Genomic DNA, 23,421 nt, shown 5'->3' on the forward strand with positions numbered 1-23,421 from the left:
GCGATGAAGGTTATAGTGTAGCGCATTGACCGCGCGCCCTCGCCTTGCTGCCATCGCCGGGAACAAGCTTCATCGGGAGGATACCATGCGCGCTTGGTCCGTCGTCGAAACCGGCAAACCCTTGCAGGCGCTCGACCTGCCGACGCCGGAGCCCACCGGCAAGCAGGTGCTGCTCGAGATTACCCATGCCGGCGTCTGCCACTCCGACCTGCATATCTGGGAGGGGGAATACGACCTCGGCAGCCGGGGCAAGATGAAGCTGGCCGACCGCGGCGTCGTGCTGCCGCTGGCGATGGGCCATGAGATCGTCGGCAAGGTGGTGAAATGGGGGCCGGAGGCCAATGGCGCCGGTCTCAAGCCCGGTGACCACATGATCGTCTTCCCCTGGGTCGGCTGCGGCAAGTGCGCGAGCTGCGTCGCCGAGGAGGACAACATGTGCCTCCAGCCGCGCAGCCTCGGCGTCTACCAGAATGGCGGCTATGCCACCCATGTCGTGGCGCCGGAGCCGCGCCACCTGGTGCCGGTCGGCAACCTCGATCCCGCGCTGGCGGCGACCTATGCCTGCTCCGGCATCACCGTCTATTCGGCGATCAATAAGGTGCTGCCCTTGCCGCCGCAGGAGGCGATCGCGGTGGTCGGCGCCGGCGGGCTTGGGCTCAATGCGATCGCGGTGCTGAAGGCACTCGGGCACAAGCGCATCCTGGTCGTCGACGTCTCGGCCGAGAAGCTGGAGGCAGCGAAGCAGGCGGGCGCCACCGACACCGTGCTCGCCGGCGGCACCGACACCACGAAGCGCATCGTGGAGGCGGCGGGCGGGCAGCTCGCGGCGGTGATCGATCTGGTGAACGGCACCGAGACGGCGCGCTTCGCCTTCGACGCGTTGCGCAAGGGCGGCAAGCTGGTGATGGTGGGCCTGTTCGGCGGCGAGCTTTCGGTGCCGCTGCCGCTGGTGCCGATCCGCGCCCTGACCATCCAGGGCAGCTATGTCGGCAATCCCAAGGAGCTGCGGGCGCTGGTGGACATCGCCCAGCAGGGTAAGCTGCCGGGCATTCCGATCACCCGCATGCCGCTCGATCAGGCGGACGCGGCGCTGAACCGCCTGAAGGACGGGAAAGTGGTCGGCCGCATCGTGCTGACTGCCGCTTGACGGAGCAGGGACGGCGCCGGAGGCGCCTGGTAGCAGCGGAAGCTCCGTTGCGTCCCAGGCACGGAGACGGTTAGGTTCGCGTACCCCGAAGGCAGATGAGGCACCATCGATGAGCGCCGCCCAACCGCTGCGCGCGTTCCTGCGTGCCATGACCCTGCTGGTCACCGAGGAGACGGATGCCCGGCGCCAGCAGGCGGCGGGCGCCGAGTTGCTGCGGACCCTGGTGGCGACATCCGGCTGGCTGTCGCCGGGCTTCCGGTCCTTTGGGCCGGGCTTCCGCCAGCAGATCCTCTACGGCGATCCCCTGGAGCGGTTCAGCCTGATCGGCTTCGTCTGGGGAACCGAGGAGAGCGTCACGCCGGTCCATGATCACGGCGTCTGGGGTGCCGTCGGCGTGCTGGAAGGCGAAGAGGTCTCGGTCGAGATGGTGCCTGATGCGGCCGGCGGCCCGATGCGGGAAGGCCGGCGCGACCGGCTGGGAGCCGGGGAGGTGATGCTGCTCGGCCTCGATGCCTACGACATCCACAAGGTGGAGAATGCGCGGCCCGGAGTAGCGGGGGTGGCGATCCATCTCTATGGCGGCAATATCGGCGCCATTGATCGGCAGATGTTCGATCCGGCGACCTCGGCTGCGTCGCTGGTCAAGACCGGCTACGACAATCCCACCCTGCCGAATCCCTGGGTCTGAACCCCGGCGACCGCGCGGCCAAACGAAAAGCGCCCCGGTCCGCAGGGACCGGGGCGCTTTTCGCGAGGATGGCTTGTATCAGCGGTAGCTGACGTTGGCCGGCAGCACCAGGGAACGCCAGCCGCTGCCGCTGGTGGTGTTGCGGGCCGGAGCGGCCGGCGCCTGCGCCAGTTCAGTGCTGCTGCGCAGCCCGCTGAGGGAGGGCGAATCGCCGCCCTGGGCGATGGCCACCGGGCGGCGGCCGGTGGAGGTGCCCGCCAGCATGCTGCCACCCGTCGGGTCGGGCCGGTTGTGGATGAAGCCATAGACTGGGTAGACGCGGCCGAAGGCGTTGTCGCTGTGACCGACCTGCACCCGCACCGCGGACCAGTCGTTGTTGGCGGAGACATCGACCACGGAGACGCCGTGCATGACGCTGCCGCGGCGGATGCCGGGGCCACCCCAATTCGCGTGCTGGATTTCGATCTCGCGCGCGCCGACGACCCGCTCGACGACCGCGACATGGCCCATGCGCATGGCGCCGGTGCCCGGCATCGCCATCACCGAGCCCGGCTCTGGACGGCTGCCGCGGGCATAGAGTCCGGCGGCATTGTGCCACCAGTCGCGGCCATTGCCGCTGATCGCCATGCCGGTGACCTGCCGCGCATAGGGAACGCAGGAGATGCCGCCACCGCCGCCGCTGGCGCCGGCACCGCCGCGCATCGCGACACGGCGCATGCTCGCCTGGCGCACCGTATTCTGGCGGGTCGCTTGCTGCCGGGTGGCCTGCGGGCCGCGCTGTGCCTGCTGGCGCGCGGCGGCAGCAGGGGGACGGGCGGCATGGGCGCTACGGGTGACCACCTGGGCGCTTTGTCGGGACTGTCGGCCTTCCGTCGCCCGCGCCTCAGCCTCTGCCGGGCCGAACGTCGCGAAAAGGATTGCCGCCGCCAGCGCCGCCGGTATCGCCCTCATGCACCCCTATCCCCACAAGCCGTGCCAGTGGCACGGAACTACTCGCCTACCCCTCACGGCTGCGTGACGGCCGCGTTGGCATTTTCGGTAGAGGGTGCGGTGCAACCACACAACCCGCTGAAGCGTTACCTGGCGTAACCTGGGGTGATTTGTCGGATCGACCCTGCTCGCAGAGCGGGAGAGGGGACCTCAGTCCTATCGCATGGCTGACATGCGACCGATGCCACAGTGTTGCGGCTGAAAAGCCACAGTATGTCCAGTGACCGGAGTCACAAGCGGGCGGCCCTTTTGGGGCCGCCCGCCGCAATGATTCGCGATGACTGTCGTTTGCAGGAGCAGATTCACGTCTTCTTCACGTCTTCGGGCGGTTTCTCCCATGGCGATCTGCTCCCGCCGCCAGGTCTGGAGCATGATGCACTCGCTGACGCTCAGCTCATGCTCCAGCACGTCGCTTGATGCGACTTACGCTTTTTACGCTTTTCGGCGATTTCGCCTCAAGCGATCCGCCCTAGCGGCAAGCGGTGACCATGATCTCCACCAGGTGGCGTGCGTCGGCCATGTTGGCCTGGACGCAGGCGCGGGCGGGGGCGCCGCCCTCCGGCAGCCACTCGATCCACAGCTTGTTCATCGCGTCGCGGTCGCGGATGTCCTTCAGCCAGATCTGGGCGGTCAGCAGCCGGGTATTGTCGGTGCCGTGGCCTTCCAGCGCGGCGTCGATCTTCGCCAGCACCTGGCGGGTCTGGCCGGTGATGTCCTGCGAGAGATCGTCGGCGGTCATGCCGGCGAGGAAGACGAAGTTGTGGTACTCGACCGCGCTCGAGAGAATCTTGTTCGAGCCGTGGCGGTTGATCTTGCTCATCGGCGTTGCTCCTGGCCTTGGGAAGGACAGCGCTTTCCTAAAGCAGAACCGCGGGACCCGGAAGGTTCGGCGCGGGACGCCCGGTGCGAGGGCGTTTCAGGCCACCGCGTAGGTGCTGCCGGCTTCCGCGGCCAGGACCATCGTCTCATAGACGCTGGCACCATGGATCGCCTCGGCGACCGGCAGCGGATAGGCCGGGCCGCCGGCGACCGCGGCGGCGAAGGCCTTGAGCTCGGCATGCTCGATGTCGGTCTTCGGGAACTCGCGCACCCAGCCTTCGCCCTCGCGCGGGGTGAAGCCCAGGCGCTCATGCCCGTTCAGTTCGACCAGGCCCTTGTCGCCGAACAACGCGACGCGCCAGTAGCGCGGCGCCAGCGCGAGCGTCGCAAAGAGGCCGGTGGCGCCCGAGGCGAAGCGGAACAGGCCCGCGGTCGTGTCGTCGAGGCCGTTGTCCAGCACGCGCGCATGCGACTGCACGGTGACCTGGCTGATCGGGCCGGCCAGGTGGATGAACATGTCGATCATGTGGATGCCCATGCCGCCCATGCCGCCGAGCGGGCTTTCGCTGCGGTCGGCGCGCCACATGCCGGCGGTGTAGGCAGCGGCACCCGGGCCGCTGAACTGGCCCTCGACATGCAGCAAGGTGCCGAGGCTGCCATCGGCGAGCAGGCGCTGCATCTCCGCGACCGCGGGCAGAAAGCGGCGGTTGTGGCCGAGCGCCAGCACCACGCCGGCCTCCCGGCAGGCGGCGACGGCGGCTTCGGCGCTCGCCTTGCTCATCGTGAAGGGCTTTTCCACGAAGATCTGCTTGCCGGCGCGCGCGGCGGCGATGATCTGCTCGGCATGGCTCTGGTGTGGGGTTGCCAGCACCACCGCCTTCACCGCGGGATCGGCGAGCACCGCTTCGTAGCTGTCCTCCAGCTTGATGCGGTTCTGCGCGGCCCAGTCGCGGGCGCGCTCCGGCCGGCCGGTGGCGCCGGAGACGAAGCGGATGCCCGCGTCGTTCTTGCCCTGCACGCTGGCGACCAGTGTCTGGCCCCACCGGCCCATTCCGATGATGGCGGCGTCGAGCATCGTGTCGTCCTTCATGTAAGCGGGCACGTAAACGGGTCGGTCGCTTGACCGGCCCGAGGCCGCGAATGCGGCCCGCCGGTCGCGCTGCAAAGCGCGCCTTACGGCACGACCGGGCGGAAGCCAAGGGGCGCGGATGCGCCCCGCGTCACGCCGAAGGCGTACCTCAGGCACGACGTGTTTGAGGGCAAAATTAGCTCTTTTCCAGTGCTGCCGCCATGCGCGGCAGCCGCATCATGCCCCAGGCGAAGACCAGCACCGAGAGCGCCGCCGCCGCCAAGGTCGGTCCGCGCAGGCCGAAGAGCTCGCCGCTCGCACCCAGGCAGAGTGCGCCGGCGGCCGGGCAGGCGCGGGTGATGAGGCCCCAGAGGCTCAGCACCCGGCCGCGCATCGCGGGATCGGCGGCGCTCTGCGCCAGGGTCTGCACGGAGATGCCGTGCACGCTTGCTGCCGCGCCAATCGCCGCGCCCGCGATGAGGCCGAGCGGGAACCAACCGGTCGCCACGAAAGCCGCCGTCGCGATCGCCTGCGCCGCCACCGCGATGATCGCGATGCGCGTCGCGCCCTCCAGCCTGCCGCGCGACGTGACCAGCACGCCCGCAACCAGGGCGCCGACGCCGAAGCTGGCGGTGAGCAGCGCCAGCGCTTCGGCGCCGCGGCCGAAGACATGGTCGACGAAGGGCGGCATGATCTCCTGCACGCCACGCAGCAGGATCGCGGAGATGGCCGCGAAGGCGAGCAGCGGACCCAGCCCGGGATGCCGTGCCGCATAGCGCACACCGTCGATCATCTCGCCGAAGAGGCTGGCGGTGGCAGGGTGGCCGCGGCGCTGCGCCGGATCGATGCGCAGCATCGGCATGGTCAGGGTGGCGATCCAGTAGGCGATCGCGTTGCAGTAGATCGCGACGCCGGGGCCGGCCCAGGCGATCAGCGGGCCGGCGAGCGCCGGGCCGGTGAAGCGTGCGACGTTGAAGCAGAGCGAGTTGAGCCCGACCGCCGCCGGCAGGTCGGCGCGCGGCACGATGCCTGGCATCAGCGTCTGCCGCGCCGGCTGGGCGAAGCTCTGCGCCGTGCCGGAGCAGAATTCCAGCAGCAGCAGCAGGCCAATGGTCATCTGTCCCGTGACCACCAGCGTGCCGGTGATGAGCACGACGGTGCCGATCGCCGCCTGGGTGATCATGGCCAGCCGCACCCGGTCCACCCGGTCGGCGATGGCGCCCGCGATCGGGCTCACAATCACCGCCGGTGCCAGATCGCTGAAGGCGACCATGCCGACCCAGAACGCGCTGCCCGTCAGCTCCCAGGCGAACCAGGACACCGCGATGCGATGCATCCAGAGCCCGGTCCAGGCGGTGAGGGAGGCACCGAAGAAGATGCGCGCGTCACGATGCGACAGCGCGCGGCTGAGCGTGGAAAGCGAGGCCACGGCGCGAGGCGCCGCGGCCCGCTAGAGCAGATCCCGTTCAGATGGCTCCATCTGAACGGGTGAAGATGCTCGTCGAAATAAAGGGCTAGGCCGGCCGAAGCGGAGCAAGGCCGGTCTAGCGCGCGCGCCGAGGCGACGGGGCCTGGTCGCCGGGCGTCGGGCTTGGCCCGACGCGGGAGGCCTGCACGCATTCCCTGGCCAGTCGGTCGCGTTCGACCTGCTGCCCATAGGTGTCGGTCTGCGCACGCAGCGACGAAGGGGTGGAGCCCTGGGTGCCCAGGCGGTTCTCGCCTTCGTCGATGCGCATCTGCTGGCCGCGGTCCCGGAACAGCACCACGCGTTCGGCCTGACGCCGGCAGGCGGCCTCGATCGTCGGCGCGTCATTGGAGGTCGTCGCCGTGGGCGGCGGCGCCGGCGGGTCCGAGAAGGAACAGGCGGCAAGCAGCAGCAGGGGCAGGGCGACTCGGTACATCTCAGGCCTCGGCGGGAATTGACCGCGATATTAGCCCCTGAAGACGTTCCGCGTCGAACCGCGCGGCGGCATCAAGTGGAATTGCGGCGGCGGCGGCGATCAGCGCCGGGTGGAATTCGGCGCCTTCAGGACCGATCCGATAAAGGCCGGCGAGCGCCGGCGCGCGGGCCAGCAGTTCGACCAGGGCCAGCAGCCTGAGGCAGAGCGCGAGGCCGGGCAGGGTCGCGAGCCCGGCACGGGCATCGATCGCCTCCGCCCAGGCGGCGGCATCGCGGTCGGCGATGGCCAGCGTGGTGGCTTCGCCGTCCCTGCCCTCGAAGCGGAGCAGCCGGGGCGGGCCCCAGAGCTCGGCCGCGGCCGCTTCCCGCGCCATGTCCCAGGCGGCCAGGAGGTCCCGGGGCCGCACCGCGGGCAGGGCGGGCGGCGGCAGGGCGACGGCGTAGGTGAGCACCCCGTCCGGGGTGCGGGCGATGCGGATCGGCGAGGCTGAGGTCACGGCGCCGGAGATGGGGTGCCCGGCGGCGCGGCGCCAGACGCCGTGCGGTCCATGGCTTCGAAGATGGCGCGGAGATGACCGGCCGGCAGGCCGGTCTCGATGAAGGCGGCATTGCCCTCGATCCGCAGCCGCAGACCCCGGCCGGCTTCCGCCAGGGAGCGCAGGCCGGCCTCCGGCAGATCGAGCAGCAGCGTTTCCTGATAGAGGCAGGTGCCGGCGCCGGCCCGGCAATCGGTGCTGCGGCCGAGGCGGCGCATGGCGATCGGTGGCATGTCACGGCCCGTCGCCCGGGAGAAGTCGCGCCAGGCGCGCGGCACGGCGATGCTGACCAGCACCTGATAAGTCGCAGCCCCCGACCCGCCCGGGCGGGAGGCGCCGAGGCTCGCGTCGATCACGGGCGGATTGGACGGCGAGCCGCTGCGGAGCCGCGGTGAGACCGTATAGAGCACAGCACCCGAAGCCGGGTCGGCCTGGACATTGACGGTGGCCGGGCGGGCCGCGGCGGCGCCCCGCGGCAGGGCGCGGGCATCGAGCGCGGCGTCCGGGGACAAGGCGGCGATGTCCGCGGCACCCGGCGGCGCCGGCGGGGCGCAGGCGGCCAGGGCCAGGCAGAGGAAGCCGGCGGCCTGGCTGGGGAAGGGAATTGGCATGGCCGGTCCTTTGCGCGCCCGCCCGGCACGGGTGCGCCGATAAGGATATCAGGCCGGGGCGGCCCGGCAATTGCGATCGATTCTCAGATCCCATGTGAACGGGTGCTGGGCGTGGTGGCCTCCGTCGATACGCTACAGAGAGATTTGATTCAAAATCAATCTATTGAACGAAAATATCAAAGTTCCAGTAAAGCATGAGAATCGAATGGGGCATCCTCGCCGTGCGATCCACCGTTGACGTCGTGTCTGAGAAGCGCAGGCTTTGCTTATGACAAGCCCGACATCGCTCTCCGTCGCCGAAGCCGTTCGCCGTGTTCGCGCAGGCACCCTGACCGCCACGGCGCTCGCCGAGGCCTATCTCGACCGGATCGCCGCGGACGAGCCGCGCATTCGGGCCTTCGCCTGGCTCGATCCCGCCCTGGTGCGGCGGCAGGCGACCGCGATCGACGCTGGCACCAAGCTCGGCGCGCTTGCCGGTATTCCCTTTGCAATCAAGGATGTGATCGACACGGCTGATCAGCCATCTCAGTATGGGTCACCGATCTGGGCAGGCTGGCGGCCGCGCTCTGACGCCGCTGCCGTCGCCGCCGCGCGGAAGGCCGGCGCGGTCATCATCGGCAAGACGGTGACCACCGAATTCGCGACCCGCCACCCGGGGCCGACCGCGAACCCGCACAACACGGCGCATACGCCGGGCGGCTCTTCCTCCGGCTCGGCGGCCGGCGTCGCCGCGGGCTTCTTCCCGCTTGCCTTCGGCACCCAGACCTCGGGCAGCATCATCCGCCCCGCCGCCTTCTGCGGCGTCACCGGCTTCAAGCCGAGCTACGGCACCCTTCATCGGGCGGGGATGAAGGTGATGAGCGAGAGCCTGGACACCATCGGTGTCATGGCCCGCGATGTCGCGGACTGCGCCCTGGCCATGGCGGCCCTCACCGGGCTCGACCACGGCGACCCGACGGCGAAGCCTGGCCGCGCCCCGCGCTTGGCCCTGATCCTGGAACCCGCCGCGGCAGATGCCGCGCCCGAGACCCTGGCGCTGATCGACCGCGCGGCCAATTCCTGCCGCCGGGCCGGCGCCGTGGTGGAGGCGGTGCGCCTGCCCGAGGTCGTCCTCGCCGGCTACGCCGCGCATCCGGCTGTCATGAACGGGGAGAGCGCCGAGGCGCTCGGCTGGGAACTCGCACATGCCCGGGCGCAGATCTCGCCCACCTTGCGGGACCGCATGGATGAAGGGCGGGCGCAGCCTGCCGCCGCCCTGATAGCCGGCCGGCGGGCCTTCGCCGCCGCCCGCGCCGCCTTCCCGGCGGCGATCGAAGGCTATGACGCGGTGCTGACTGCCAGCGCCCCCGGTGAGGCACCGGAAGGCCTGGGCTGGACCGGCGACCCCGCCTTCAACTGGCTCTGGACGCTGCTGCACGGCCCCTGCGTCACGGTGCCTGCCGGCACCGGTCCGAAGCGCCTGCCGCTCGGCCTGCAGATCGTGGGGCGCATCGGCGAGGACCGGGAGACACTCGCCTGGGCCGAATGGGTGCGCCAGGCGGTCGCCGGGTAAGAATCAACGGCACGAGCACTTGCTCGTGCCGAGCGCCCGAATGGGCGCCGCCGGTCGTCCGGCGAAGCCAAGGCCGGCGGATGCCGGCCGCCCGGCGTTTGAGGGGGCATTGATCAACGATCAATGCCGCTAGGTATCAGCCGCGCGCCGGGAAGATCCCCGGGGCGCCGGCCAGTGCCTCCGCCGTGTCGAAGTCACGCAGCACAGCGTCGTCCGGCATCTCGATCTCGGCGACCCGGTCGGCATGCTTGCCGGCCAGATGGCGGGCGCCGACATCGCCGGTGATCGCCAGCATCGCCGGCAGGAATTCCCGACCCCAGACCATCGGATTGCCCTGTTTGCCTCGGTAGGTCGGCATCACGATCGCCCTGCCTTCCTCGGGATCGAACCCCGCCAGCAGCCGGTCGAGCATGGCGGTGCTCACCAGCGGCATGTCGCCGAGGCAGATCATCACCCCCTCCGCATCCGCCGGCAGCGCCGCCAGCCCGGCCTTGAGGCTGGCGGAGAGGCCCTCGGCATAGTCCTCGGCGTGCACGAACCATACCGGCCGGCCGGCGAGCGCGTCCTGGACTGCGTCCCGCTCATGCCCGGTGACGACGATCACGGGATGCGCCTGGCTCTCCAGCACCTGCTCGACGACGCGCACGACCATGGGGCGGCCGGTGGCGTCGTTGACCAGGAGCTTGTTGAGCGGGGCCATGCGGCGGGAGCGGCCGGCGGCCAGCACCAGCGCCGCGATCTTGCGCGGCCGGCGTGGGGCGCGGCCGGCGGGGGCCGCCTTGGGCGCCTCGCCCCTCGGCAAGGGGCGGACCTCGATCTCCTTCAGGAGGCCGCCGACCCCCATGCCCATGACATCGCGCGCGGTGACCACGAGCCCGGCGAAGAGGCGCTGCAGCACCCAGTCGAAGCCGTTCAGCTTCGGGCTGCGGGCGCAGCCGGGCAGCACCATCGCCGGCACCTCGCCCACGCGGCCGAGGCAGATCAGGTTGCCGGGATCGACCGGCATGCCGAAATGCTCGATCACGCCGCCGGCACGCACGATCGCCGCTGGCCCGACATCGCGCCGATCGACCACCGCGGAAGCGCCGGCGATCAGCAGCATCTCGGCGCCGTCCTTCAGCAGCGCGCGCAACGCCGCCGCCGTCGCCCCTTCCTCATGCGCGGCGCGGCGGACGGGCAGCAGGCTGCCATGCAGCGCCTCCACCCGGACGCGCGTCGCCTCGACGGTGCCCTCCATCACGCTTTCCTTGATGCCGGGCAGCTCGGTCAGGATCAGCCCGACCTTCAGCGGGCGGAACGGGTGCACGGCCACAGGTGGGCGACCGCTGCGCGCCATGCTCTCGGCTAGATGCAGCACCGCACCGGGAGCAGCGAAGGGGATCACCTTGATCGTCGCGACCATTTCCTTCGCCGTGACGATGGTGTGGTTCGGCAGCGTGGCGACGGTCAGGCTTTCGTCGATGCCGTTGATCCGGTCGATACGCATGGTGTCGAGCACCAGTAGCCCGGCGGACTCCGCGGTCAGGTTCACGCGTCCGGTCGCGGCGCGGGTGCGAGCCAGCAGGTTGCCGCGCAGCGCCTCGGCCAGCCGATCGGCGGCCTCGTCCTCCGGCACGTCGCCGCGCTCCAGCCGCGCAGTGATGATGCTGTGGTGGCCCTCGGCGGCGAGCGCCGCGATGGCATCGCCGTCGAGCACCGAGCCCTTCTTGATCACCCGGCCCTTCAGCCGGACGGTATGCGCCAGGATCGCGCCATCCGCTTCGGCGAGCGGGGTGGGGCCGAAGATCACGCCGCGACCCTCGGTGCCCGCACCGCGCCGAGCGCCGCGCCGCGCCGGGCGGCGACGAGCTCCGCCATAATCGACAGCGCGATCTCGGGCGCCGTCACCGCTTCGATGTCGAGGCCGACCGGAGCATGGATGCGCGCCAGCGCCGCCTCGCCATGGCCGAGCTCGGCGAGCCGCGCGACGCGCTTGGCATGCGTCCGGCGGGAGCCGAGGGCGCCGATGTAGAAGGCCTCGCTCTTCAACGCGATGTCGAGCGCGGGGTCGTCGAGCTTCGGGTCATGGGTCAGGGTCACGACGGCGCTGCGCGCATCCGGCGCCAGCCTGGCCATCGCCTCGTCCGGCCAATCATCGATCAGGGTGACGCCCGGGAAGCGTTCCTCGGTCGCGAAGGCGCGGCGCGGGTCGATGACGATCAGCGCGAAGCCGAGCGGTGCGGTCATCGGCGCCAGCGCTTGGGTGATATGCGCGGCGCCGACCACGATCAGGCGCAGCGGCGGGTTGTGCGGGTGGATGAACCAGGCCTCGCCATCGAGCGTCAGGTTCGCGGCCTCGTCGGCGGCAAGCGCACCGCGCGCCGCCTCGGCCAGCGGGGCGGGGGCATCCTCGTCCGGCCAGAGCCGCTGGGCACCGTCCGAGAGCCGGGTCAGCAGCGCGACCTGGCGCTTGGCCGCCCGCGCCGCCTGCAGGCGGGCGAGGAGCTCCGCCTTCACGCCAGCGGCTCCACGAAGACCGTCAGCTTGCCGCCGCAGGAGAGGCCCACCTGCCAAGCGGTCTCATCGCTGATGCCGAAATCGAGCAGCTTCGGGGTGCCGCTCCGCATGGCGTCCTTCGCGGCATCGGCGACCGCCCCTTCGATGCAGCCGCCGGAGACGCTGCCGGCCATGCGGCCGCTCATCGTCACCGCCAGTTGCGATCCGGCGGGGCGGGGGCTGCTGCCCCAGGTCTCCACCACGGTCGCGATGGCGACCTGCTCACCTGCCGCCGCCCAGGCGCCGGCGGTGGCCAGGATGTCCTCATTGTCGTTCATGCAGCGATCCTCCCGCGGGGGGCGGCTTGGGACGAGGAGAGGCTCGCCACCAGCGCGCGCAGGCTGTCGAGGTTATGGACCGGACGGAACTCGTCCACATGGGGCAGCATCGCCCGGATGCCCTGAGATTTGGGTTGGAAGCCGGCATAGCGCAACAGCGGGTTGAGCCAGACCAGCCGCCGGCAGGAATGGCGCAGCCGATCGGTCGCTTCCGCCAGCCCCTCCGCCCCGTCGCGGTCCAGCCCGTCGGTGATCAGCAGCACCACCGCGCCCTGGCCGAGCACCCGGCGCGACCAGAGCCGGTTGAAGAGGGTCAGGCTCTCCCCGATCCGGGTGCCCCCGGACCAGTCCGGCACCGCCTTCGCCACCTGCTCGAAGGCCATTTCCGGGTCGCGGTGGCGGAGCTGGCGGGTGACGTTGGACAGCCTCGTGCCGAACAGGAAGGTGCTCACCCGGTCCCGGTCATTGGCGACGGCGTGCAGGAAATGCAGCAGAATCTGGGCGTAGCGCGCCATCGAGCCGGAGATGTCGCAGAGTGCCACCAGCGGCGGCGGCCGCGTGACCCGGCGCCGGCGCGACAGTTCCAGGATCTCCCCGCCGCTGCGCAGGCTCTCCCGCAGCGTCGCCCGCAGATCGACCGCGGGGCCTGCCGGATCGGGGCGGAAGCGGCGGGTGCGGCGCGCATCGAGCGGCAGCACGAGCTTCCTGATCTCCCGCTTGGCGGCGGCGATCTCGGCCGCCGACATCGCCTCGAAATCCATGCTCTGCAGCCGCTCGACGGCACTGACCGTCGCCGTCATGTCGATCTCGGGCGGCTGCTCCTCGGGGGGCTTCTGGTTCTGCTTCGGACGCTCCGCCTGCATCGCCTCCGCGAGGCGGCGGGAGGCCGGCGGCGGCTTCTCGGGCGGGGGCTTCTGGCCCTCCAGCGCGGCCAGCATGGCGGCATGGCGCCCGGCCTCGGGGTCGCGCCAGAACAGCCGGAAGGCCTGGTCGAAGAGCTCGAAATGCTCGCGCCGGCGGACCATCACGGCGCGCAGCGCGGCATGGAAGCGGCGCCGGTCGTCGAGGCCGGTGATGGTCAACGCCTCCATGGCGGCGAGCGTCTCGGTGGGGCCGATCGGCAGGCCCATGCGGCGGAGCAGCCGGCCGAAGGCGGCGAGATTGGCGGCGAGGGCGCCGCTGCCCTCGCGCATGCCGATGGTGGCGCCGGGGGGCAGCATCAGAAGGCCGGGGGCAATGTCATTCCCCCCGGGCCTCCGCCACCAGCCGCGCCGCCTCCGCGCCGCGCAGCTTCGCGATGTCGTCCTGGTACTTCAGCAGCACGCCGAGCGTCTCGTCGACCTGGACAGGCTCGAGTTCCTTGGCGTCGAGGGCGGAGAGGGCGGCCGCCCAGTCGATGGTCTCGGCGACGCCCGGCAGCTTGAAGTAATCGCCCGCCCGGACCTTCTGGACGAACTCCACCACCTGCGCGCTCAGCCGTTCCGGCAGATGGGGCGCCCGCAGCTTCAGGATCGCGCGTTCCCGGGCGGCATCCGGATAGTCCACCCAGTGGTAGAGGCAGCGGCGCCGGATGGCGTCATGGACCTCCCGCGTGCGGTTCGACGTGATGATGACGACCGGCGGCACCGTGGCCTTCACCGTGCCGAGCTCCGGGATCGAGAGCTGGAAATCCCCGAGAACCTCGAGCAGGAAGGCCTCGAAGGGTTCGTCCGCGCGGTCCAGCTCGTCGATCAGCAGCACCGCCGGGTCGCCGGTGATGGCCGAGAGCAGCGGGCGCTCCTGGAGGTATTCGCGGGCATAGATGCCGCGCTCCAGCACCGCGCGGTCGGTCTCGCCGGCGGCCTCCGCGAGGCGGATCGCCATGAGCTGCCGGGCGTGATTCCACTCATAAGCGGCGGCCGAGAGGTCGAGGCCGTCATAGCATTGCAGCCGCACCAGCCGGCGCGGCAGCTTGGCGGCCAGGACCTTGGCGATCTCGGTCTTGCCGGTGCCGGGCTCGCCCTCGAGGAACAGCGGGCGGCCCATCTTGAGCGCTAGGTGGATGGTGGTCGCCAGCGCCATGTCGGCGACATAGCCACCCTCCGCCAACAGCCGCCGCGTGTCCTCGACGGTGGCGGGGAGCGTCATCCGAAGGCGAACATCAGCAGGATGATAATCAGCATGATCACCGAGCCACCCCAGAAGGTGAGCGGCAGGCCGAAGGGCTCGATCATCAGCAGGGTGCGGAGCGGGCTGATGACCAGCGCGTCCTCCGTCGGTCGCGGCCCGGGCCGCGCCACCGGATCACCCGAGGCGCTGATGCCTTCGGCGCCGTGGTGGGTGATCGGCGCGGGAGCGCCGGGATTCGCCAGGTACTCGGTGTCGGTGCCGGCGACCGGGGCGCCGGCGCGGGCGGCCTCGATGGCATCGGCCGGCGCCGTGGGAGACGCCGCGGTCGCCGCCGAGGCGGTCATCTGCGCGGCGAAGCGGTCGAAGAACTGATCGGCCATCTGCTTCGCCGTCGCATCGATCAGCCGGGCGCCGAGCTGTGCCATCTTGCCGCCGACCTGCGCCTTCACCTGGTAGGACAGTAGGGTGCCGGCGCCGGCTTCCGCCAGTTGCACGTCGGCGCCGCCCTTGGCGAAGCCCATGGCGCCGCCATTGCCCTCACCGGAAATGGTGTAGCCGGCGGGCGGGTTGAGGTTCTCGAGCCGCACCTTGCCGGTGAATTTCGCGGCCATCGGACCGATCTTCACCGCGACGCGGGCCGAGAAGCCGCCATCCTCGGTGCGCTCGATCGACTCGCAGCCGGGGATGGAGGCGCGCAGCACCTCGGGCTCATTGAGCCCTTCCCAAACGGTCTGGCGCGGCGCGGCGATCTGCCGCTCCCCGGTCATTTCCATGGAGCATCTCCGGTTTGCTGGCCCGAGAGTAGGGCGCGGGGCCCCCCCGCGAAAGAGGGGGGGCCTTCGCGGGCCGGGCGGCGCTGCTATAGGAAACGGGCAGGTCGCGGGGCCGGAGGGGATCACCAGGTGAGGTCAATGACGCTCGCGGGCCTGTTGCTGGCGGTGCCGGCAGAGGCGGCGGGGATTTCCGGTGATGCCCTGTCGCTTGGCTGGGCGCTGCCCTTCCTCGGCATGCTGCTCTCGATCGCGCTGCTGCCGTTGATCGCCGGCCATCTCTGGCATCATCACTACGGGAAGATCGCGGCGGGGTGGGCGGCTCTACTGGTGCTGCCGCTGGCCGTCGCCTTCGGACCGGAAGCCGCCGCCGCTGAGGTCTGGCATGTGCTGCTGCTGGAATACCTGCCCTTCATCGCGCTGCTGCTGGCGCTCTACACCGCGGGCGGCGGCGTGCTGCTGCGTGGCCGGCTGGTCGGAACGCCCGCGACCAACACCGCGCTGTTGGCGGTGGGCACCGTGGTCGCGAGCGTGATGGGCACCACGGGCGCCGCGATGGTGCTGATCCGGCCATTGATCCGGGCCAACGCCTTCCGCCGGCGCAAGACGCACAGCTTCGTCTTCTTCATCTTCCTGGTGGCGAATATCGGCGGCAGCCTGACGCCGCTCGGCGATCCGCCGCTCTATCTGGGCTTTCTCCGGGGGGTGGCCTTCTTCTGGACCACGACCCACCTCTTCGCCGAGTTCCTGTTCTGCGTGGTGCTGCTGCTCGCGGTATACTGGCTGATCGACAGCATCGCCTGGGCGCGGGAGAAGCCGGTGCCGCCGCCCGCTGGGGGCCGCGATCCGCTGCGCATCGAAGGCTGGGCGAATGTGGCGCTGATCGGGGCGATCGTCGTGGTGGTGCTGGCCCAGGGCGTCTGGCAGCCGGGGGAGGTCGTGATCCTCGGCCAAGCCATCGGCATCGAACGGATTGCCGGCATGGCCGCCTTCATCGCCATCGCACTGGCGTCGGTAGCGCTGACGCCGGCCTCGCTGCGGGAAGCCAACGGCTTCGCCTGGGGGGCGATCCTGGAAGTGGCAAAACTCTTCGCGGCGATCTTCGTGACCATGGCGCCGGTGCTCGCGATCCTGAAGGCGGGCGGCGCCGGCGCGGCGGCGGGCCTCGTCGCCCTGACCTCGGATGCCGCCGGGCAGCCGGTCCCTTGGGTGTATTTCTGGCTCTCCGGCGCATTGTCCTCCTTCCTCGACAATGCGCCGACCTATCTGGTGTTCTTCAACCTCGCCGGCGGGGATCCCCTGCGGCTGATGGGGGAAGGCGCCCTGATCCTCGCGGCCATCTCCTGCGGGGCGGTGTTCATGGGCGCCAACTCCTATATCGGGAATGCGCCGAACTTCATGGTGAAGGCGATCGTGGAGGAGCAGGGCGTTCGCATGCCCTCCTTCTTCGGCTATTGCGCCTGGGCGCTGGTCTTTCTCGTGCCGCTCTTCATCCTGGTCACATTCGTGTTCTTCTGAGCGTTCGATGGTCTGAATCGGATGCGCGCACTTACAAGGGAGTTGGGTCCCATGCCCTACATCATCGCCGACGACCTGCCGGAGGAGCCCGCGGGCATCCGCTTCCGCAAGCTGCTGGAACGGCCGCAGATCCTGCAGATGCCGGGCGCCCATCTCGGCATCGCGGCCCTGCTCGCGAAGAAGCAGGGCTTCGAGGCGCTCTACATGTCGGGTGCGGCGATGAGCGCCACCATGGGCCTGCCCGACCTCGGCATGATCACGGTCGACGACGTCGCCTGGCATATCCGCCAGGTGGTGCGCGCCTCGGCGCTGCCGGTGCTGGTCGATGGCGATACCGGCTATGGCGAGGCGCTCAACGTCATGCACATGGTCCGCAGCTTCGAGGAGGCGGGGGCCGGCGCCGTCCATCTGGAGGACCAGTTGCTGCCCAAGAAATGCGGGCACCTGAACGACAAGAAGCTGGCCCCCGCCGATGAGATGGGCGCGAAGGTCGCTGCGGCGCGGAAAGCGCGGCGGCACCTGACGATCATCGCCCGCACCGATGCGGTGGCGAGCGAGGGGATGGATGCGGCGGTCGATCGGGCGAAGCGCTACCTGGACGCGGGGGCCGACGCAATCTTCCCGGAGGCGCTGAACACCGCCGAGATGTTCCGCGAATTCGCGCGGCGCATGCCGGGCGTGAAGCTGCTGGCGAACATGACCGAATTCGGCCGCACGCCCTTTTTCACGGCCGAGGAATTCCAGGCCATGGGCTACGCCATGGTCATCTGGCCGGTGTCTCATCTGCGGGTCGCGGCCCGCGCGATGGAGGAGCTCTACGCTGCGATCGCCCGCGATGGTGGCACCCACAAGCTGGTCGATCGCATGCAGACCCGCGCGCAGCTCTACGAGACCATCGGCTATCACACCTATGAGGCGCTGGACGCCAGCCTGATCGCGACGGTGGTACCGGAGGCGATGCCGCAGCGGAGCTAGGGCGAAGCAGATCGCCGCAGGGCGGAATCGCCCGAAGGCGTGAATCTGTTCGCAAAACTACCTGGGCGAAGCAGATCGCCGCAGGGCGGAATCGCCCTGAGGCGTGGATCTGTTCGCAAGACCATGCGTCAGCTCACCAGATAGGCGATCACGAAGGCGACGATCACCAGGGTGAGGGAGATGCCGAGGATCCACCGGACATGGCCGGTGGTCCTGCCCTGACGGACGGCGGTCGCGCTGCGCGGCGGCGGGGTGGGTTCGGGCTCGGTCATGGTGATGCAACGGGTTTCGCCGCCTTGAAGTTTCGGCGTCCCGGCCGCCTGAACCAGGCAGGGGCCGGCGCGCGCCGGCCCCTGCCAGCCTCACAGCAGCGCGGAAGGCGCGACCGTCGATCCGGTACCGCCTGCGATCTTCAGCGGCTGCATCAGGAAGGCGAATTCGCCGACCTGGCGTTCCGCGAGCTCGTCGAGCTTCATGTTCTCCAGCAGGTGCACCCCGTGCACCACCAGCGCGATCTGATGCACGGGGAGGGAGGCGTTGCGGTCGGGGTTCGGCGCCACCTCGACCGGCCAGTTGTCGGAGCCGAGGATGATCGGCTCCCGCTGGATCAGCCATTCGGCGGCGGCGATGCCGATGCCGGGGCAGCCGCGCACGTATTCGGTGTTGTTGGTGCCCCAGTGATGGCCCCAGCCGGTGTTGATGAAGAAGGCGTCGGCGCGTTCCAGCCGCAGGTTCTGCCGCGCGATCGCCTGCTCCAGGTCGGCGACGGTGATCTCATAGCCGATCGGCAGGGTGCGTTGGCCCTTCAACCCAGCGACATCGATCAGCACGCCGCGGGTGAGGACCGTGCCGATGGTGTCGACCCCCATCTCCCGGAAGCCGGTGCGGGTCGCGATGTCGTCGTAGCGGACGCAATTGTAGACCTCGTCGCCGATCGTCTGGTGCGGGAAGGCGTCGAGCTGGGTGCCGACCTGGCCGATCTCCGCGATCACGATCTCCTCGTTGGAGCCGCGGCGGTTGGGCTCCGGGTTCATGAAGGTGCGCTTGAGGTGCTGGTCGAAGCGGCGGGTGCCGAAGAAGGGCATGCTCGGCTCCAGCCGGCGGCCGAGCTCGATCACCTGGCCGTTGCGGATCAGCCGCGCGGCCCCCTGGCGCTTCTCGTCGTTCAGCAGGTTCATGTAGCCGCGCCGGTCGTTGGGGCCGAAGCGGGAGGGGCAGCGCTGGGAGGCTGGCGGCGGCGACCATCCGGGCGTCGTCTGGGCCTGCACCGGCGTCGCGGACAGGCCCAGATGCGCGCCGCCGCAGCCAAGGCAGGCCGCGCCGAAGAAGCCCCGGCGAGAGAGGTTTGGCATCGTTTTCCTCCATATCGTGGGCGGCGGTGGCGCCGCACGCGGATGCTGGTGGATGACGCGCGCGTAATACTATTCCGGCTCTTGCCGTCGCGCGAAGGCGCGCGGGTCTTACTATCCATGCGGCGGCACGCCATGCTTGGCAGTTGCATGCCGCCCATCCTGATCGGTTCCGAGATTTACCGAGGGTCCACCTACGGCCCGAAGCATCCGCTGGCGATCCCACGGGTCTCGACGGCGCTCGACCTGATCCGGGCGCTCGGCTGGGTCGAGCCGGCGCGGTACCGCGACAGCCCGCGCGCGACGCCGGAGCAGCTCACCCGCTTCCATGCGCCGGACTACATCGCCGCCCTGATGCGGGCGGAGGCGACGCAGCTTGTGCCCGAGGCGGATCGGGCGCGCTTCCACATCGGCGCCCATGGCAACCCGGTCTACCCGGAGGTGTTCCGCCGGCCGGCGACCGGGGCGGGGGGCACCATGCTGGCCGCGGAGCTGACGCGGCAGGGCGGCATCGTGCACGTGCCGGGCGGCGGCACCCATCACGGACGGCCCGACCGTGCCTCCGGCTTCTGCTACCTGAACGATGCGGTGCTGGGGCTGATGGGCTGGCTCGGGCAGGGGCTGACCAACATCCTCTATCTCGATCTGGATGCGCATCACGGCGATGGCGTGCAGGACGCCTTCCACGGGGATTCCAGCGTCTTCACCCTCTCGGTGCATGAGGGCGCGCGCTGGCCCTTCACCGGCGAGGCCGGGGACGTGGCCGGCGGGCATGCGCGCAACATCCCGGTGCCGGAAGGCTACAATGACAGCGAGGCGGGCTGGGTGCTGCACCACGCCATCCTGCCCATCATCCAGCATCTCCGCCCCCAGGCGATCATGATCCAGGCCGGGGCCGATGCGGTGGCGGAAGATCCGCTGTCCCGCCTGGCGCTCTCCAACAATGCCTATCGCGCGACGCTCGCCGCTGTGATGGGGCTGGCGCCGCGGCTGATCCTGCTGGGCGGCGGCGGCTACAATCCCTGGTCGGTGGCGCGCTGCTGGGCCGGGCTCTGGGGCGTGCTGAACGGCTTCGCGCCGCCGGCCCGGCTGCCGCCGGCGGCGGAGGCGGTGCTGCGCGGCCTCACCTGGGCGCGGGCTGCCGGGCGCAATCCGCCGGAGCATTGGTTCACCACCTTGGCCGATCCGCCGCAGCCGCCGGTCCCGGTGCGTCCGGAGATCCGGGCGCTCTGCGCCACCGCATTGCGCGACCTGCCCGAACCTCCCGAGGCCATGGAATCCGTGGCATAGAGGCGCCCGCCGGTCGACCGATCCCCGAGGAACAGCCCATGCGGCGTCGCGCCCTTCTTCTTGCTACCCTTTTGCCCATGGCCGCCGCCGCCCAGCCCGGGGTGACCGAGCCGCAGCCCCGCCTGCCGACCGAGGCGCTGGTCATCGTGACCCGCGACGACCGGCGGCTCGAATTCACCGTCGAGATGGCGCTGGCCCCGGAGCAGCAGACGATCGGGCTGATGTTCCGCCCGGAGGTGAAGCCGGACGAGGGCATGCTGTTCGACTGGGGGCAGCCCCGCGAATCCGCGATGTGGATGCGCAACACGCTGGCCTCCCTCGACATGGTGTTCATCGCCGCCGATGGCCGCATCCACCGCATCGCGGAACGTACCGTGCCGCGGAGCCTCGCGACCGTGGAAAGCCGCGGTCCGGTGCGGGCCACGCTGGAACTGGCGGCCGGCACGGCGGAGCGGCTGAACATCCGGGTCGGCGACCGGGTGCGGCATCGCCTGTTCGGCACCGCACCCTGATGCTGGACGGAATGGGCGCCCGCCCATAGGGTGCGCCCGGTTCCGGGGTGTGGCGCAGCCTGGCAGCGCGTCTGTTTTGGGTACAGAAGGTCGTGGGTTCGAATCCCGCCACCCCGATCGAACGACGAGGATCACGGCTATGGCGCAGACCGCGCGCATCCATCAGGTGGCGAAATCCGCCATGCAGTCCGGCCGCGCCAACAGCGCGGAGTGGGTGCTGGACTGGGAGCCCGGCGAGGCGCAGCGCGCCGATCCGCTGACCGGCTGGGCCGGCTCGGGTGACACGCGCAGCCAGGTCCGGCTGCGGTTCCCGTCCCAGGAGGCCGCGGTCGCCTATGCTGAGGCGCGGGGGATTCCCTATCTGGTCGAAGCGCCGAAGCCGGTCGCGGCCACGATCAAGCCGAAGGCCTATGCCGATAATTTCCGTTTCGGCCGGACCGAGAACTGGTCCCACTGAGGCGGTTTTGCGCTGCCGGGTGGGTGCCGCCCGGCAACGAAACAAGCGCCCTTAGCTCAACTGGATAGAGCATCCGGCTTCTACCCGGATGGTTGGGGGTTCGAGTCCCTCAGGGCGCGCCATATCCCGCCTCAAGCGTGAACGCTGCCAAATTCAGGCCTTCGGACGTCCCGATAGGGCCGTACCGGCCCGCAACAGGCTCGGAGGCCCCGTCCGGTATGACAGCAGAAGGCGCCACGTCCGGCTCAGGCCGCTGGCCCGACACCTTTGCGGTCGCCGCGGCGTCGAGCCTTCTGGCGGTTCTTGCGGTGACGACCTTCGGTGTCGTCGCGACGCCGGATACGCCGGCCTATCTCCACTACGCCGAGCTCCTGCGGGGTGGTCCTCTTCCGTCCGGGGAGGATTTGCTGCGCTCCGGCTTTCAGCCCACGGCACTTTTCCGCACGCCCGGGTATCCGGGCCTCATTGCGGCGGTTCAGTATCTTGATCCATCCCACTGGATGGCGATCCTCATCACCATCCAGATCGCCGCGCAGGCTGCGGTCGCGGCCGCCGCTCATCGCGCCGGGTTGGCGTTGCGCCTCGGTCGCCGGCTTGCGCTGGCCGCGGCGCTGATGCCGGCCACCGGCTTCGCGGCCATTGCGCAGATCATGGTGCTGACCGACGCGGTCTATGCGGCGCTGGTCACGCTCGCGCTGCTCCTGCTGCTGAGGGCCGGGCTGGCGGGTGGGCGCATCCTTCCGGTGCTGGCGGCGGGGCTCCTGCTCGCGGCCGCCACGACGGTGCGGGAGGTGACCCCATTTCTTGCGCTGCTATTCCTCCCGGCGGCAGCGATCGCAGCCGGCCCGCGGAGGCGCCTAGTCGGAATGGGGCTCCTGGCCGGGCCGATCGTACTGGCCACGGGCTGGATAATGCTGTCGCACCACGCACGGTCAGGCCATGCGGTGTTGTCCACCACCCGGCAGATCGTCATGGTTCAGGCACTCCTGCCTGCCCTGAAACGCGGCGTCGCCATCTATCACGGCGATGACCTCTATGACCGCACCGCGCGAGAGACCGTGGTCCCGCTTGGCTATGAGGGCATCGATATCCTGAATTCGCGGCTGTTCGAGGCCGGCCTGAGTTCGCCCGAGATCGCGGCACTCGCTTCGGCCCGCTACATGCGTGCCTGGCGGGAATATCCGCTTCAGATGATGCGAGGCATCATGACGCGGTTCCCGGCCAGGATGCTCTGGATCGCCTTCGCGCCGGTGGACACGGTCGCCGACCTGCATCGGTATTCGGGAAGCGCACGGCCTTGGTTCGGGCGGGAGGCGGAACTCCTGCGGCGGCTCGGGCAGGGCTCGGTGCTGGCCGGGTTCCTGCTCCTGGCGCTGGTCCTCGGAAGAATGGTGGGCGTGGCGGTCACCATCGCAGCCCTCGCTGCGCCCCTGCTGATCAGCCGTCGCGACGCCCGTTATTGGCCGCTGCTTGCCATGTGGCTGGCGTCCGGGGCCTTCCTCGCGGTCTACCTGCCGGTGCACCTGGAGACGCGCTACCTGTTGCCGATCATTCCGCTGCTCTGCCTGCTGGGATGTGCCGTGCTGCACAAGATCTGGCATGGAATGCGGAGAAATCAGAAAGTTGCGGACTAGGTGGCTGATCCCGGGGTCTGATCGTACAGCATGGTCAAGAGCGCCTGAGGGCACTGACGCAGCGCGCCGATCCGCTGACCGGCTGGGCATGCCGCCGCACAGGTCAGGCGGGCGGCGCCACGCGTTCGAACAGATGTTCGTAATGCAGCACCAGTCCAGCATCGTCCACCGCCAGATCGGCTTCGAAACCGCGGGACAGGCCGAGATCGACGTAGCGCAGCCGCCCAGGCCCCTGCCGGTCGTAGCGTTGGCTCGACCGCGTAACCGTCAGCGCGGGCCCGTCGATGAAGGCGATATCCAGGGGCAGGCTCTCTCCGATACCCTCCGGTGTCCTGCGAATCGGGAAGGTGTTGCAGAACGGCGTGACCGACAGGTCCGGCTCCTCGGCGCCTTCAAGGTCCGGGCGGGGCAGGCCGTCCACCCGCCAACCGGTTCCGGCGCGCTCCAGGCGCAAGACACCATGGCCTTGCGAGTTCCAGCGTTCGACAGTGACAGACTGGGCGCGCCATTCGAGGTCGAGCCGCCAGCGGTGCTCGAGGCGAAATCCTCCGGCTCCGAGGCAGATCACCGTGGACGTGGCCGTAACGCCACCGGGTTCGATGGCAAGTTCCAGGCGTTCGAGGCCCTCGACATCGGTCCGGCGCCAAAAAAGGACGGATGCGCTCATGCTCGGGGGCTCCTT

Annotated in this window: 25 protein-coding genes and 2 tRNA genes; 11 read left to right on the top strand and 16 right to left on the bottom strand. The window is 70.1% G+C overall.

Annotated elements, in window-relative coordinates:
* Positions 1-85: 85 nt before the first annotated feature.
* Positions 86-1,147 (top strand): alcohol dehydrogenase, encoded by a 1,062-nt coding sequence (locus tag GXW71_RS06865; RefSeq protein ID WP_211851671.1) that lies wholly within the window; start codon positions 86-88, stop codon positions 1,145-1,147.
* 109 nt (positions 1,148-1,256) lie between these two features.
* Positions 1,257-1,835, top strand: a complete 579-nt coding sequence (locus GXW71_RS06870; RefSeq protein ID WP_211851672.1) for a cysteine dioxygenase family protein — start codon at positions 1,257-1,259, stop codon at positions 1,833-1,835.
* A gap of 78 nt (positions 1,836-1,913) precedes the next feature.
* On the opposite strand, the gene GXW71_RS06875 is transcribed toward GXW71_RS06870, so the two are convergent.
* The 7 genes from GXW71_RS06875 to GXW71_RS06905 all read right to left on the bottom strand — a co-directional run bounded on the left by GXW71_RS06875 (position 1,914) and on the right by GXW71_RS06905 (position 7,760).
* Positions 1,914-2,786, bottom strand: a complete 873-nt coding sequence (locus GXW71_RS06875) for a CHAP domain-containing protein (RefSeq protein ID WP_211851673.1) — start codon at positions 2,784-2,786, stop codon at positions 1,914-1,916.
* Positions 2,787-3,294: 508 nt separating this feature from the next.
* Positions 3,295-3,645 carry a RidA family protein gene (locus GXW71_RS06880; protein WP_211851674.1) on the bottom strand — a complete coding sequence of 117 codons (351 nt, stop codon included), beginning with the start codon at positions 3,643-3,645 and terminating at the stop codon, positions 3,295-3,297.
* 96 nt (positions 3,646-3,741) lie between these two features.
* A complete protein-coding gene (locus GXW71_RS06885) occupies positions 3,742-4,719 on the bottom strand; it encodes a Gfo/Idh/MocA family protein (RefSeq protein WP_211851675.1) in 978 nt (325 codons plus the stop codon).
* A 190-nt stretch (positions 4,720-4,909) separates the two neighbouring features.
* Positions 4,910-6,142 carry an MFS transporter gene (locus GXW71_RS06890; RefSeq protein ID WP_211851676.1) on the bottom strand — a complete coding sequence of 411 codons (1,233 nt, stop codon included), beginning with the start codon at positions 6,140-6,142 and terminating at the stop codon, positions 4,910-4,912.
* A 115-nt stretch (positions 6,143-6,257) separates the two neighbouring features.
* Complete coding sequence (locus GXW71_RS06895; protein WP_211851677.1) at positions 6,258-6,614, bottom strand: hypothetical protein; 357 nt, start codon at positions 6,612-6,614, stop codon at positions 6,258-6,260.
* A 1-nt stretch (position 6,615) separates the two neighbouring features.
* Positions 6,616-7,110 carry a hypothetical protein gene (locus GXW71_RS06900; RefSeq protein WP_367617261.1) on the bottom strand — a complete coding sequence of 165 codons (495 nt, stop codon included), beginning with the start codon at positions 7,108-7,110 and terminating at the stop codon, positions 6,616-6,618.
* A complete protein-coding gene (locus GXW71_RS06905) occupies positions 7,107-7,760 on the bottom strand; it encodes a hypothetical protein (protein WP_211851678.1) in 654 nt (217 codons plus the stop codon). The genes GXW71_RS06900 and GXW71_RS06905 overlap by 4 nt, the downstream gene beginning before the upstream one ends.
* Positions 7,761-8,028: 268 nt before the next feature.
* On the opposite strand from GXW71_RS06905, the gene GXW71_RS06910 reads away from it, so the two are divergent.
* Positions 8,029-9,312 (top strand): amidase, encoded by a 1,284-nt coding sequence (locus GXW71_RS06910; protein ID WP_211851679.1) that lies wholly within the window; start codon positions 8,029-8,031, stop codon positions 9,310-9,312.
* Positions 9,313-9,448: 136 nt separating this feature from the next.
* Here the strand turns inward: GXW71_RS06910 and GXW71_RS06915 are convergent, their stop codons facing one another.
* From GXW71_RS06915 to GXW71_RS06940, 6 genes are read right to left on the bottom strand one after another with little or no spacing between them, the layout of a single operon-like run.
* Positions 9,449-11,101, bottom strand: a complete 1,653-nt coding sequence (locus tag GXW71_RS06915) for an NTP transferase domain-containing protein (RefSeq protein WP_211851680.1) — start codon at positions 11,099-11,101, stop codon at positions 9,449-9,451.
* A complete protein-coding gene (locus GXW71_RS06920; RefSeq protein ID WP_211851681.1) occupies positions 11,098-11,808 on the bottom strand; it encodes an XdhC family protein in 711 nt (236 codons plus the stop codon). The genes GXW71_RS06915 and GXW71_RS06920 overlap by 4 nt, the downstream gene beginning before the upstream one ends.
* Positions 11,805-12,125: an XdhC family protein gene (locus GXW71_RS06925; RefSeq protein WP_211851682.1), complete on the bottom strand. Its 321-nt coding sequence runs from the start codon at positions 12,123-12,125 to the stop codon at positions 11,805-11,807. Before GXW71_RS06925 ends, GXW71_RS06920 begins: the two co-directional genes overlap by 4 nt.
* Positions 12,122-13,345 carry a vWA domain-containing protein gene (locus tag GXW71_RS06930; RefSeq protein WP_246526355.1) on the bottom strand — a complete coding sequence of 408 codons (1,224 nt, stop codon included), beginning with the start codon at positions 13,343-13,345 and terminating at the stop codon, positions 12,122-12,124. The genes GXW71_RS06925 and GXW71_RS06930 overlap by 4 nt, the downstream gene beginning before the upstream one ends.
* Positions 13,346-13,364: 19 nt before the next feature.
* On the bottom strand, positions 13,365-14,252 hold the full coding sequence (locus GXW71_RS06935; RefSeq protein ID WP_211851683.1) for an AAA family ATPase: 888 nt from the start codon (positions 14,250-14,252) through the stop codon (positions 13,365-13,367).
* A complete protein-coding gene (locus tag GXW71_RS06940) occupies positions 14,249-15,007 on the bottom strand; it encodes an SRPBCC family protein (RefSeq protein ID WP_211851684.1) in 759 nt (252 codons plus the stop codon). Before GXW71_RS06940 ends, GXW71_RS06935 begins: the two co-directional genes overlap by 4 nt.
* 138 nt (positions 15,008-15,145) lie before the next feature.
* Here GXW71_RS06940 and GXW71_RS06945 point away from each other — a divergent pair, with 138 nt between their 5' ends.
* Together GXW71_RS06945 and prpB are read left to right on the top strand one after the other, a co-directional pair.
* Entirely contained in the window at positions 15,146-16,522 is a 1,377-nt protein-coding gene (locus GXW71_RS06945; protein ID WP_211851685.1) for a sodium:proton antiporter, read from the top strand.
* A 51-nt stretch (positions 16,523-16,573) separates the two neighbouring features.
* The gene (gene prpB / locus GXW71_RS06950) at positions 16,574-17,497 is read left to right on the top strand and encodes a methylisocitrate lyase (RefSeq protein ID WP_211851686.1); all 924 of its coding nucleotides are present in this window, start codon (positions 16,574-16,576) and stop codon (positions 17,495-17,497) included.
* A 128-nt stretch (positions 17,498-17,625) separates the two neighbouring features.
* On the opposite strand, the gene GXW71_RS06955 is transcribed toward prpB, so the two are convergent.
* Positions 17,626-17,769: a hypothetical protein gene (locus GXW71_RS06955; RefSeq protein ID WP_211851687.1), complete on the bottom strand. Its 144-nt coding sequence runs from the start codon at positions 17,767-17,769 to the stop codon at positions 17,626-17,628.
* 90 nt (positions 17,770-17,859) lie between these two features.
* On the bottom strand, positions 17,860-18,849 hold the full coding sequence (locus GXW71_RS06960) for a cyclase family protein (RefSeq protein WP_211851688.1): 990 nt from the start codon (positions 18,847-18,849) through the stop codon (positions 17,860-17,862).
* A 147-nt stretch (positions 18,850-18,996) separates the two neighbouring features.
* Here GXW71_RS06960 and GXW71_RS06965 point away from each other — a divergent pair, with 147 nt between their 5' ends.
* The 6 genes from GXW71_RS06965 to GXW71_RS06990 all read left to right on the top strand — a co-directional run bounded on the left by GXW71_RS06965 (position 18,997) and on the right by GXW71_RS06990 (position 22,739).
* The gene (locus GXW71_RS06965) at positions 18,997-20,136 is read left to right on the top strand and encodes an acetoin utilization protein AcuC (RefSeq protein ID WP_211851689.1); all 1,140 of its coding nucleotides are present in this window, start codon (positions 18,997-18,999) and stop codon (positions 20,134-20,136) included.
* Positions 20,137-20,174: 38 nt separating this feature from the next.
* Positions 20,175-20,648, top strand: coding sequence for a DUF192 domain-containing protein (locus tag GXW71_RS06970; RefSeq protein ID WP_211851690.1), 474 nt, complete (start codon positions 20,175-20,177; stop codon positions 20,646-20,648).
* A gap of 43 nt (positions 20,649-20,691) precedes the next feature.
* Positions 20,692-20,765: transfer RNA gene (locus GXW71_RS06975), tRNA-Pro, on the top strand.
* Positions 20,766-20,787: 22 nt separating this feature from the next.
* Positions 20,788-21,105, top strand: a complete 318-nt coding sequence (locus GXW71_RS06980) for an ETC complex I subunit (RefSeq protein WP_211851691.1) — start codon at positions 20,788-20,790, stop codon at positions 21,103-21,105.
* A 45-nt stretch (positions 21,106-21,150) separates the two neighbouring features.
* Positions 21,151-21,227, top strand: a tRNA-Arg gene (locus tag GXW71_RS06985).
* A gap of 15 nt (positions 21,228-21,242) precedes the next feature.
* Entirely contained in the window at positions 21,243-22,739 is a 1,497-nt protein-coding gene (locus GXW71_RS06990) for a hypothetical protein (protein ID WP_211851692.1), read from the top strand.
* Positions 22,740-22,842: 103 nt separating this feature from the next.
* Here GXW71_RS06990 and GXW71_RS06995 read toward each other — a convergent pair whose 3' ends face one another.
* On the bottom strand, positions 22,843-23,406 hold the full coding sequence (locus GXW71_RS06995) for a putative glycolipid-binding domain-containing protein (RefSeq protein ID WP_211851693.1): 564 nt from the start codon (positions 23,404-23,406) through the stop codon (positions 22,843-22,845).
* Positions 23,407-23,421 lie beyond the last annotated feature (15 nt).

The organism is Plastoroseomonas hellenica (assembly GCF_018129085.1).
Taxonomy (GTDB): Bacteria; Pseudomonadota; Alphaproteobacteria; order Acetobacterales; family Acetobacteraceae; genus Plastoroseomonas; species Plastoroseomonas hellenica.

What these genes read in the sequence shown, in the direction of transcription:
- GXW71_RS06875 (WP_211851673.1), bottom strand. Translation starts at nt 2,786, where the DNA reads ATGAGGGCGATACCGGCGGCGCTGGCGGCGGCAATCCTTTTCGCGACG.
- GXW71_RS06945 (WP_211851685.1), top strand. Translation starts at nt 15,146, where the DNA reads ATGACGCTCGCGGGCCTGTTGCTGGCGGTGCCGGCAGAGGCGGCGGGG.
- GXW71_RS06880 (WP_211851674.1), bottom strand. Translation starts at nt 3,645, where the DNA reads ATGAGCAAGATCAACCGCCACGGCTCGAACAAGATTCTCTCGAGCGCG.
- GXW71_RS06865 (WP_211851671.1), top strand. Translation starts at nt 86, where the DNA reads ATGCGCGCTTGGTCCGTCGTCGAAACCGGCAAACCCTTGCAGGCGCTC.
- GXW71_RS06980 (WP_211851691.1), top strand. Translation starts at nt 20,788, where the DNA reads ATGGCGCAGACCGCGCGCATCCATCAGGTGGCGAAATCCGCCATGCAG.
- GXW71_RS06895 (WP_211851677.1), bottom strand. Translation starts at nt 6,614, where the DNA reads ATGTACCGAGTCGCCCTGCCCCTGCTGCTGCTTGCCGCCTGTTCCTTC.
- prpB (WP_211851686.1), top strand. Translation starts at nt 16,574, where the DNA reads ATGCCCTACATCATCGCCGACGACCTGCCGGAGGAGCCCGCGGGCATC.
- GXW71_RS06870 (WP_211851672.1), top strand. Translation starts at nt 1,257, where the DNA reads ATGAGCGCCGCCCAACCGCTGCGCGCGTTCCTGCGTGCCATGACCCTG.
- GXW71_RS06935 (WP_211851683.1), bottom strand. Translation starts at nt 14,252, where the DNA reads ATGACGCTCCCCGCCACCGTCGAGGACACGCGGCGGCTGTTGGCGGAG.
- GXW71_RS06940 (WP_211851684.1), bottom strand. Translation starts at nt 15,007, where the DNA reads ATGGAAATGACCGGGGAGCGGCAGATCGCCGCGCCGCGCCAGACCGTT.
- GXW71_RS06970 (WP_211851690.1), top strand. Translation starts at nt 20,175, where the DNA reads ATGCGGCGTCGCGCCCTTCTTCTTGCTACCCTTTTGCCCATGGCCGCC.
- GXW71_RS06965 (WP_211851689.1), top strand. Translation starts at nt 18,997, where the DNA reads ATGCCGCCCATCCTGATCGGTTCCGAGATTTACCGAGGGTCCACCTAC.
- GXW71_RS06960 (WP_211851688.1), bottom strand. Translation starts at nt 18,849, where the DNA reads ATGCCAAACCTCTCTCGCCGGGGCTTCTTCGGCGCGGCCTGCCTTGGC.
- GXW71_RS06905 (WP_211851678.1), bottom strand. Translation starts at nt 7,760, where the DNA reads ATGCCAATTCCCTTCCCCAGCCAGGCCGCCGGCTTCCTCTGCCTGGCC.
- GXW71_RS06955 (WP_211851687.1), bottom strand. Translation starts at nt 17,769, where the DNA reads ATGACCGAGCCCGAACCCACCCCGCCGCCGCGCAGCGCGACCGCCGTC.
- GXW71_RS06910 (WP_211851679.1), top strand. Translation starts at nt 8,029, where the DNA reads ATGACAAGCCCGACATCGCTCTCCGTCGCCGAAGCCGTTCGCCGTGTT.
- GXW71_RS06925 (WP_211851682.1), bottom strand. Translation starts at nt 12,125, where the DNA reads ATGAACGACAATGAGGACATCCTGGCCACCGCCGGCGCCTGGGCGGCG.
- GXW71_RS06930 (WP_246526355.1), bottom strand. Translation starts at nt 13,345, where the DNA reads ATGCTGCCCCCCGGCGCCACCATCGGCATGCGCGAGGGCAGCGGCGCC.
- GXW71_RS06995 (WP_211851693.1), bottom strand. Translation starts at nt 23,406, where the DNA reads ATGAGCGCATCCGTCCTTTTTTGGCGCCGGACCGATGTCGAGGGCCTC.
- GXW71_RS06885 (WP_211851675.1), bottom strand. Translation starts at nt 4,719, where the DNA reads ATGCTCGACGCCGCCATCATCGGAATGGGCCGGTGGGGCCAGACACTG.